The organism is Aquimarina penaris, from assembly GCF_040786285.1.
In the GTDB taxonomy this organism is placed as follows: Bacteria; Bacteroidota; Bacteroidia; order Flavobacteriales; family Flavobacteriaceae; genus Aquimarina.
In genome coordinates, this window is record NZ_JBFMKQ010000007.1 from 1 (window position 1) to 8,651 (window position 8,651).

At 35.2% G+C, this 8,651-nt stretch carries 8 protein-coding genes, 1 tRNA gene and 1 rRNA gene; 9 read left to right on the plus strand and 1 reads right to left on the minus strand.

Translation table 11 applies throughout. The annotated features are described in order from the left end of the window. A 5S ribosomal RNA gene (gene rrf, locus ABW637_RS21535) occupies nucleotides 1-75 on the plus strand; the annotation flags it as partial. A 136-nt stretch (nucleotides 76-211) separates the two neighbouring features. After that, nucleotides 212-724 carry a TlpA family protein disulfide reductase gene (locus ABW637_RS21540; protein WP_367586806.1) on the plus strand — a complete coding sequence of 171 codons (513 nt, stop codon included), beginning with the start codon at nucleotides 212-214 and terminating at the stop codon, nucleotides 722-724. A gap of 83 nt (nucleotides 725-807) precedes the next feature. Here the strand turns inward: ABW637_RS21540 and ABW637_RS21545 are convergent, their stop codons facing one another. Next, nucleotides 808-1,950, minus strand: a complete 1,143-nt coding sequence (locus ABW637_RS21545; RefSeq protein WP_367586807.1) for an acyl-CoA dehydrogenase — start codon at nucleotides 1,948-1,950, stop codon at nucleotides 808-810. A 452-nt stretch (nucleotides 1,951-2,402) separates the two neighbouring features. On the opposite strand from ABW637_RS21545, the gene ABW637_RS21550 reads away from it, so the two are divergent. From ABW637_RS21550 to ABW637_RS21580, 7 genes are all read left to right on the plus strand, one after another. Further along, nucleotides 2,403-3,629 carry a Glu/Leu/Phe/Val dehydrogenase dimerization domain-containing protein gene (locus tag ABW637_RS21550; RefSeq protein WP_367586808.1) on the plus strand — a complete coding sequence of 409 codons (1,227 nt, stop codon included), beginning with the start codon at nucleotides 2,403-2,405 and terminating at the stop codon, nucleotides 3,627-3,629. 25 nt (nucleotides 3,630-3,654) lie between these two features. Beyond that, a complete protein-coding gene (gene nhaB / locus ABW637_RS21555) occupies nucleotides 3,655-5,124 on the plus strand; it encodes a sodium/proton antiporter NhaB (RefSeq protein WP_367586809.1) in 1,470 nt (489 codons plus the stop codon). Between the two features lie 87 nt (nucleotides 5,125-5,211). After that, complete coding sequence (locus ABW637_RS21560) at nucleotides 5,212-5,895, plus strand: MotA/TolQ/ExbB proton channel family protein (RefSeq protein WP_445012734.1); 684 nt, start codon at nucleotides 5,212-5,214, stop codon at nucleotides 5,893-5,895. A gap of 1 nt (nucleotide 5,896) precedes the next feature. After that, nucleotides 5,897-6,289, plus strand: coding sequence for an ExbD/TolR family protein (locus ABW637_RS21565; RefSeq protein WP_367586810.1), 393 nt, complete (start codon nucleotides 5,897-5,899; stop codon nucleotides 6,287-6,289). Between the two features lie 2 nt (nucleotides 6,290-6,291). Beyond that, entirely contained in the window at nucleotides 6,292-7,188 is an 897-nt protein-coding gene (locus tag ABW637_RS21570) for a cell envelope integrity TolA family protein (RefSeq protein ID WP_367586811.1), read from the plus strand. A gap of 8 nt (nucleotides 7,189-7,196) precedes the next feature. Continuing rightward, on the plus strand, nucleotides 7,197-8,414 hold the full coding sequence (locus ABW637_RS21575; protein ID WP_367586812.1) for a bifunctional folylpolyglutamate synthase/dihydrofolate synthase: 1,218 nt from the start codon (nucleotides 7,197-7,199) through the stop codon (nucleotides 8,412-8,414). Nucleotides 8,415-8,483: 69 nt separating this feature from the next. Beyond that, a tRNA-Val gene (locus ABW637_RS21580) sits at nucleotides 8,484-8,558 on the plus strand. The last annotated feature ends 93 nt before the right edge of the window (nucleotides 8,559-8,651 follow it).

The following is an 8,651-nucleotide window of genomic DNA, read 5'->3' on the forward strand; positions in this document are numbered from 1 at the left end:
CCATTCCGAACAGAGAAGTTAAGCCCATTAGCGCCAATGGTACTACAATCGTGGGAGAGTAGGTCGCCGCCTTCCTTGAAAACCCTTCATTATTACAATGAAGGGTTTTTTTATGCACGAAAAGTAATAGATATATAAACCACCCTTTTTTAAACTTAGAATTATTACTTTAGTAAGTATACTTTCAAAAGTATACTAGTATATAATTTGTATGAAACAACTACTGCGGTATATCATCCCTGCAATAATTATAGTTATTAGTTTATTCTACCTCTATATAAAGTATTCTGTGGTAGATGATGGTGAAGAAGCTCCTGATTTTGAAACAATTCTTGTCGATGGGACTTCATTTAAATTATCTGATTTACGTGGTAAGTATGTGCTGTTGAATTTTTGGGGGTCCTGGTGTCCGCCATGTAGGAAAGAGAATCCTAAATTGGTAGCGCTTCACCACAAGTATTCTGATCAACTTACCATTGTAACAGTTGCGTTAGAGAAAGATTTATCATCATGGAAAAAAGCGTCTAAAAAAGACGGGTTCGTCTGGAAAAACCAGATCGTAGATCAAAATAAATACGTCATGTTGTCTTCAATAGCCAGAAAATATGGAGTTTCTGCGATTCCTGCTAAATTTTTAATTTCTCCAGAAGGAAAACTACTGGGTAAACGCTCTTTTGAAGAAATTGAAAACATACTTTCTTCAGAGAAGGTTGATAAAAAATAACATTTCGGTAAAGAAAAATAAAAGCCCAGATTGTTTATTTCAATCTGGGCTTTGTAATATTAGTTGAGATATCCTTTATTAAATTAATCTTTAAGAATACTTCTCGAAATTACAATTTTCTGAATTTCACTAGTTCCTTCATAGATCTGTGTAATCTTAGCATCTCTCATCAATCGTTCAACGTGATACTCTTTTACAAAACCGTTACCACCATGCACTTGGACAGCCTCAACAGATACTTCCATAGCAGCTTGAGAAGCAGCTAATTTTGCCATAGCACCAGATAAGTCATAGTTTTCATGATTGTCTTTATCCATAGCGGCTTTATAAACCAACATTCTAGCAGCTTCAATCTGTACGTGCATATCTGCAAGTTTAAAGGCTATTGCTTGATGATTCATGATTTCTGTTCCAAAAGCTTTTCGAACTTTAGAATATTCTTTTGCTAATTCGTATGCTCCTGCAGCAATACCCAAAGCTTGTGCGGCAATTCCGATACGACCACCTGCCAGAGTTTTCATTGCAAATTTAAATCCAAATCCATCTTCCCCAATACGATTTTCTTTCGGGACCTTTACATCATTAAAAATAAGGGAGTGCGTATCACTACCGCGAATTCCTAACTTATCTTCTTTGGGTCCAATTTCAAAACCTTCCCATCCTTTTTCAACAATAAAGGCATTAATACCACGATGTTTTTTTTCTTTATCAGTTTGAGCAATTACCAGATAGTAGTCTGCACTTCCGCCATTGGTAATCCAGTTTTTTGTTCCATTAAGGATATAATGATCCCCTTTATCGATCGCTGTTGTTTTTTGAGAAGTTGCATCGCTACCCGCTTCTGGTTCAGATAAACAGAAAGCTCCAATTGATTCTCCAGTAGTAAGTTTGGATAGATACTTTTCTTTTTGTTCATGAGTTCCATAGGTGTCAAGACCCCAACATACCAAAGAGTTGTTTACAGATACAATCACAGAGCAAGATGCGTCAATTTTGGATAATTCTTCCATGACCAAAACATAAGAGATAGTATCCATTCCTCCTCCTCCATATTCTGGAGAGGCCATCATACCTAGGAAACCAAGTTCTCCCATCCTTTTTACTTGTTCGGTCGGAAATTCTTGTTTATTATCACGCTCAATCACTCCAGGTAGTAATTCGGCTTTGGCAAAATCGCGAGCTGCATCGCGTATCATTAGTTGTTCTTCGGATAGTTTAAAGTCCATTTTTATTTATGATTTACTGTGCGTGCATAACACGCAATTCGTACTTTTTGATGAAAATAAATCGAGATAACTTCGATATTTTTATTAATCTTACAAATATAGTCGATAATATAATAGTTTTAGTGTTTTTTTGATTTTTTGATAACATGATTTTTTACCATAGAATTTTGAGTTTTTTTTAGAATTGTTTACTGGAAACCGAAAGTTTATAAATGAAAAAAAGTACATTCATAAAGGTGTAATTTTATTTTTATTTAAGCTTTTGCCATGTTTAGTTTTTTATATTTGTGAGGTCCAACAGTGACTACAGTTCAATTTGTTGTAATATCTTTTAATATGACTCAGCTCTAACCTCCGTTTGGGGGATTATTTTAATGTTACTATATAGAAACACTATTGGTGTTATTTTTTTGAAAAAAGAGTTGTATACTCAATGAATTGAAATTTTATAAATGAAAGAGTTATTAAAAAAATACGAAAATAAAGATCCAGAAATTGTTTTCAACTGGAGAGATTCTGAAACTGAAGCAGAAGGCTGGACAGTTATAAATTCACTTAGAGGTGGTGCTGCAGGTGGTGGTACTCGAATGCGTGCTGGATTAGATATGAACGAAGTACTTTCTTTAGCAAAAACTATGGAAGTAAAATTTACAGTATCTGGTCCTGAAATCGGAGGAGCCAAATCAGGAATTAATTTTGATCCTAATGATCCACGAAAAAAAGGAGTACTTAAGCGTTGGTATAAAGCAGTGTCGCCACTTTTAAAAAGCTATTATGGTACTGGAGGTGACCTAAATGTAGATGAAATCCATGAGGTTATCCCAATAACTGAGGAGTGTGGAGTTTGGCATCCACAAGAAGGAGTGTTTACCGGGCATTTTCAGCCCTCAGAGGCCGATAAAATAAATAGAATAGGACAACTACGACAGGGGGTAATTAAAGTATTAGAAAACACTACATTTTCTCCCGATGTTTCCAGAAAATATACAGTAGCAGATATGATTACCGGATATGGTGTGGCCGAGGCTGTACGACACTATTACGATATCTATAATGGTGATGTAAAAGGTAAAAGAGCCATCGTACAAGGCTTTGGTAATGTGGGCTCTGCGGCTGCATATTATCTTTCTGAAATGGGAGCCAAAGTTGTTGGTATTATCGATCATGCAGGTGGGCTTATAAAAGAAGATGGTTTTTCTTTTGAAGAGATAAAACAACTTTATTTAAACAAAAAAGGAAATAAGCTGTATAGTGATTCGTTGATTTCGTTTGAAGAAATGAATGATAAGGTGTGGTCCTTACATACCGAGATTTTTGCACCTTGTGCAGCATCTAGGTTGATAACTAAGGATCAGATTAACCAAATGATAGGTGCTGGTTTAGAAGTGATTTCTTGCGGAGCTAATGTCCCTTTTGCTGATAAAGAAATATTTTTTGGACCCATAATGGAATATACAGATGAAAGAATCAGTTTAATACCAGATTTTATTTCTAACTGTGGTATGGCTAGGGTCTTTGCATATTTTATGGAGAGAAAAGTTCAAATGACCGATGAAGCCATTTTTATGGATACTTCAGAAACCATAAAAAAAGCAATTCAAAACACTTATAATAATAGTCGAGCAAAAACTAATATAAGTAAAACAGCATTTGAGATAGCCCTCAAACAGCTGATATAGTATTAACGCATAACCAAGTATAACTATGTTCAAGTATTTTCTAGGTAACAGTCCAAAATGGTTTAAAACCATAATGTTAGGATTCTTAATTTTTAATGTATTTTCTTATTTCGCTTTAGGGCCAATGGTTACGGCTTGGATATTTATTGCAGAGTTTATTTTTACTCTGGCAATGGCACTAAAATGTTACCCCTTGCAATCAGGTGGATTGTTGGCAATTCAAATTTTGATATTGAATCTAACAACCCCAAAAAATTCATACCACGAAGTAGAACAAAATTTAGAAGTAATATTGCTTTTGGTTTTTATGGTGGCGGGTATATATTTTATGAAACCTTTACTAATGTATATTTTTAGTAAAGTGTTTACCAAAATAAAATCCAAGATGATACTATCCTTGTTGTTTGTATTCTTAGCGGCAGTACTTTCTGCTTTTTTAGATGCATTAACTGTGACCGCAGTTTTGATAAGTGTAGCGGTAGGGTTTTATGGAGTGTATCATAAGATTCATTCTGGATCCGGAGATTATGATGAAAGTGGAGTACTGGATAGAAAAGAATTAAGCGGAGAAACACTTGAACAATTTAGGAGTTTTCTAAGAAGTTTGGTAATGCATGGTGTGGTTGGGACTGCTCTTGGTGGTGTTTGTACACTAGTAGGAGAGCCTCAAAACTTGCTTATAGGCGAACGAATGGGTTGGGATTTTATCGAGTTCTTTTTAAAAATGGCACCGATTTCATTACCCGTTTTAGTCGCAGGAATGATAACTACAATAATTCTTGAAATGACAGGGACTTTTGGTTTTGGGGCAAAACTTCCGGATGTTGCTAGAAGAATTATTGAAAGTTATACCGATGAAGAGGATGCTAATAGATCTGATAAATCTAAATATGGGTTGATTGTACAGGCAGTATCTGCACTACTTTTAATTGTTGGTTTAGCCTTGCATTTGGCTCCGGTAGGTTTTATTGGCTTAGCTTTAATAATTGTTCAGACGGCTTTTATGGGAATTACTGAAGAACATCAATTAGGAAAAGCTTTTGAAGAAGCACTTCCGTTTACCGGATTATTAGTGGTTTTCTTTGTAATTGTTGCTATGATCCATGATCAACACTTATTTACACCAATTATTGATTGGGCTTTATCCCTGGAAGCGTCCAAGCAACCTTCAATGTTTTATGTTGCCAATGGAGTGCTATCTATGATTAGTGATAATGTGTTTGTAGCTACAGTATATATAGGAGAAGTTAAGCAAGCTTTTGATAACGGAGTAATATCCAGAGACCAGTTTGAGAAGTTAGCCGTAGCTATTAATACAGGAACAAATTTACCTAGTGTTGCAACACCTAATGGTCAAGCCGCGTTCTTATTCTTACTAACCTCTTCTTTGGCACCATTAATAGGGTTGTCATACATGAAAATGGTAAAAATGGCTTTTCCATATACTATAGTGCTTGGAGTGATAGGTTTATTAGGAATAATATATGTATTATAAACAAAAAAAACATATACTTAACCTACAGAAATAACGTTAGTATACTAACACTAAATTAACAAAACTAAAATGATGAATTTATTTTTTATGCTTGGTGCTTTAGCCCAAAAAACCAGCGAGTCTGCCACCGATGAAGACAATTCACTATCTATTATGGACCTATTGCTTAGTGGTGGAACAGGCGCTGTAGTTATTATATCTATTCTTTTTGTATTACTCTTTGTAGCAGTTTATATATATTTTGAAAGAATTTTTGCTATAAAAGCAGCTTCAAAATATGATGAAACATTTATGGATAAGATTAAGGATAATGTAGCAAGCGGTAAAATTGAAGCGGCAAAAATTCTATGTGCTCAGACGAATAACCCTGTAGCGAGATTAACCGAAAAAGGAATTTCTAGAATAGGTCATTCTTTAGAAGATATTAATAAAGCTATTGAAAATGCGGGTAGGTTAGAAGTCTATAAGCTTGAAAAAAACGTTAGTATTCTTGCTACGGTAGCTGGTGCTGCCCCTATGATAGGTTTCCTTGGTACGGTAATTGGCATGATTTTGGCATTCCATAATTTGGCGTCAAGTGAAGGTACAGCAGATATGGGAGTTTTAGCAGAAGGTATTTATACAGCTATGACCACAACCGTTGGAGGGTTAGTAGTTGGTATTATAGCATATATTGGATATAATCATTTGGTTGTGCGTACGGATAAGGTTATTCATAGTATGGAAGCTAAAGCGGTAGATTTCCTTGATTTGTTAAACGAACCAGCATAATATGAACTTAAGAGGAAGAAATAAAGTCAGCCCGGAGTTTAGTATGTCATCAATGACAGATATCGTATTTCTGTTATTAGTTTTCTTTTTACTAACATCTCCTGCGATTACTCCTGAAGCACTGGATTTGGTATTGCCAAAAGCAAAAGGAAAGAGTTCTAATGCTCAAAATATATCGGTTAGTATTACGAATAAACTGCAATATTATATTGACCAGGAACGAATTAGTCAAAGTACGTTAGAATCTACATTGATTTCTCGTTTAGAGGGGCAAAGTGAGCCTACAATTATTCTTCGAGCCGAAGAAGGAGTACCTATAGAAAAGGCCGTGGGTGTGATGGATATTGCAAACCGAAATAAATTTAAAGTGATATTGGCCGTGAAACCTAATTAGAGATGATAAAACTAGATACAAAACATAAAAGAAAATCCTTTGCATTAACATTGATTTTGCATATTGGGATTATCTTTTTGTTGTTTTATCTGAGTTTGAGTTATATCACTCCCGAAGAAGAAGGTGGCATTGCGCTAAACTTTGGGACTACTAATGTTGGTTCTGGAAAATTGCAACCCACTAAACCTATTAAATCATCACCAAAAAAAACTACTCCTGAGACTACTTCGTCAATTTCAAAGCCCCAAGAGGATGTTCCCGAAATTAAGGAAAAAGTGGTTACTCAAGAATTAGAAGATGCACCAGTAATAGAGAATAAACCAAAAAAGAAACCTAAGAAAAAGGTTGAACAACCGATAAAGAGCTCTCAAAATAGAACTCTAGAGCAAAAAACGGTCAAAAAACCAGTAGCTAAGCCTGTTAAAAAAGTAGAAGAAAAGAAACCCGATCCCAAGCCGGATAAATCTACATTAGATATTCTAAATAGCTTTTCTAATGGGCCAAAAAGCAAAGGAACTGCAAAAGGTGGAGAAGGAAATGATAAATCACCTGGTGATAAGGGTAACCCTAATGGAGATCCCAATGCCAAATCTTATTATGGTACGGGTAAAGGGTTAGATGGAGATGGTAATTATCGTTTAGGAGGACGCAAGGCCCTTAATAAAGAAAAATTTGTTCAGGATTGCAATGAATCAGGAATTGTGGTCGTTAAGATTGAAGTGAATCAAAGTGGGAGTGTGATTAGAGCCACTGCAGGAGTTAAAGGAACGACAAATAGCGCATCATGCTTGATGGAGCCTGCAAAAAGAGCAGCGTTGGCCACACGATTTAACGGTGATGCTAAAGCACCAGTAAAACAAGTAGGGGTTATTATTTACCAATTTAAACTTTCAGAATAAAATAGTGTATGACCTATAGGGAGACCCTGGATTGGATGTTTGCCCAATTACCGATGTATCAGCGCCAAGGTGACAGTGCATATAAAATTGATCTTACTAATACTTTTCAATTAGCTACGTATTTACAAAATCCCGAAACTAAGTTTAAGAGTATTCATGTAGCAGGAACTAACGGAAAAGGTTCTACCAGCCATATGTTAGCTTCTGTATTACAAGAAGCAGGATATAAAGTAGGTTTGTATACTTCGCCTCATCTCAAAGATTTCAGAGAGCGTATTAAAATTAATGGTAAAAAGATACCTGAGCAATATGTAGTCGATTTTGTAAAAAAGCACCAATCATATTTCAAAAAAAATCATTTGTCTTTTTTTGAGATGACTGTTGGACTAGCATTTGAGTTTTTTGCAAAATCTAATGTCGATATTGCGGTTATTGAAGTCGGTCTTGGAGGAAGATTAGATTCAACTAATATCATTACTCCAGAAGTTTCTGTAATTACCAACATTGGTTTAGATCATACTCGATTTTTGGGGGATACATTAGTAAAAATAGCAAAAGAAAAGGCAGGGATTATTAAAGAAAACATACCAGTAGTTATCGGAAGGACTACTACCGAAACCGAAAAAGTATTCAAAGAAAAGGCAAAAACACATCATAGTGATTTGTTTTTAGCAAGAGAGTATAGCGGCGAATTATATTCATGTGATTTATTAGGAGAGTATCAAAAAGAGAATAAGAGAACTACTTTACAGACTATCTCTATTCTACGAACAAAAAACTGGAAAATTAAAGAGTTAGATATAGAAAAAGGATTGAGTAAAGTGGTTGAAAATACTGGTTTATTAGGAAGATGGCAGATCCTACAGCAAACACCAAAGGTAATATGCGATACTGCTCACAATACAGATGGTTTACTACCCGTTATGAAGCAGTTGTCTGAAGAGACCTATGATAAACTTCATATTGTTTTAGGAGTGGTTAATGATAAAGATTTAAATACCATTTTACCTCTTTTTCCTAAAGATGCCCAATATTATTTTTCGAAACCTGATATTCCCCGTGGTTTAGATGAGAAAAAACTCAAAGAAGAAGCATTGAAATTTGAATTAAAAGGAGAAGGGTATAATTCTGTTAAAGATGCGTATAAAGCTGCATTACAGGAAGCTACAGATCAAGATGTGATATATGTGGGAGGGAGTACATTTGTGGTGGCAGAAATAATTTAATTTTTCTTTGAAATTCTTTTGGTAGACTATAAAACTGTCTTATATTTGCATCCGCAATCGCAAGGTAGCGGGCGCGTAGCTCAGTTGGTTCAGAGCACTTGGTTTACACCCAAGGGGTCAGGGGTTCGAATCCCTTCGCGCCCACAGAATTAAAATCCTGAAGAAAAATCTTCAGGATTTTTTGTTTCGTACTGATAATGAAATACTATGTTTACATTCTGTTTTCGGAAGAATTGA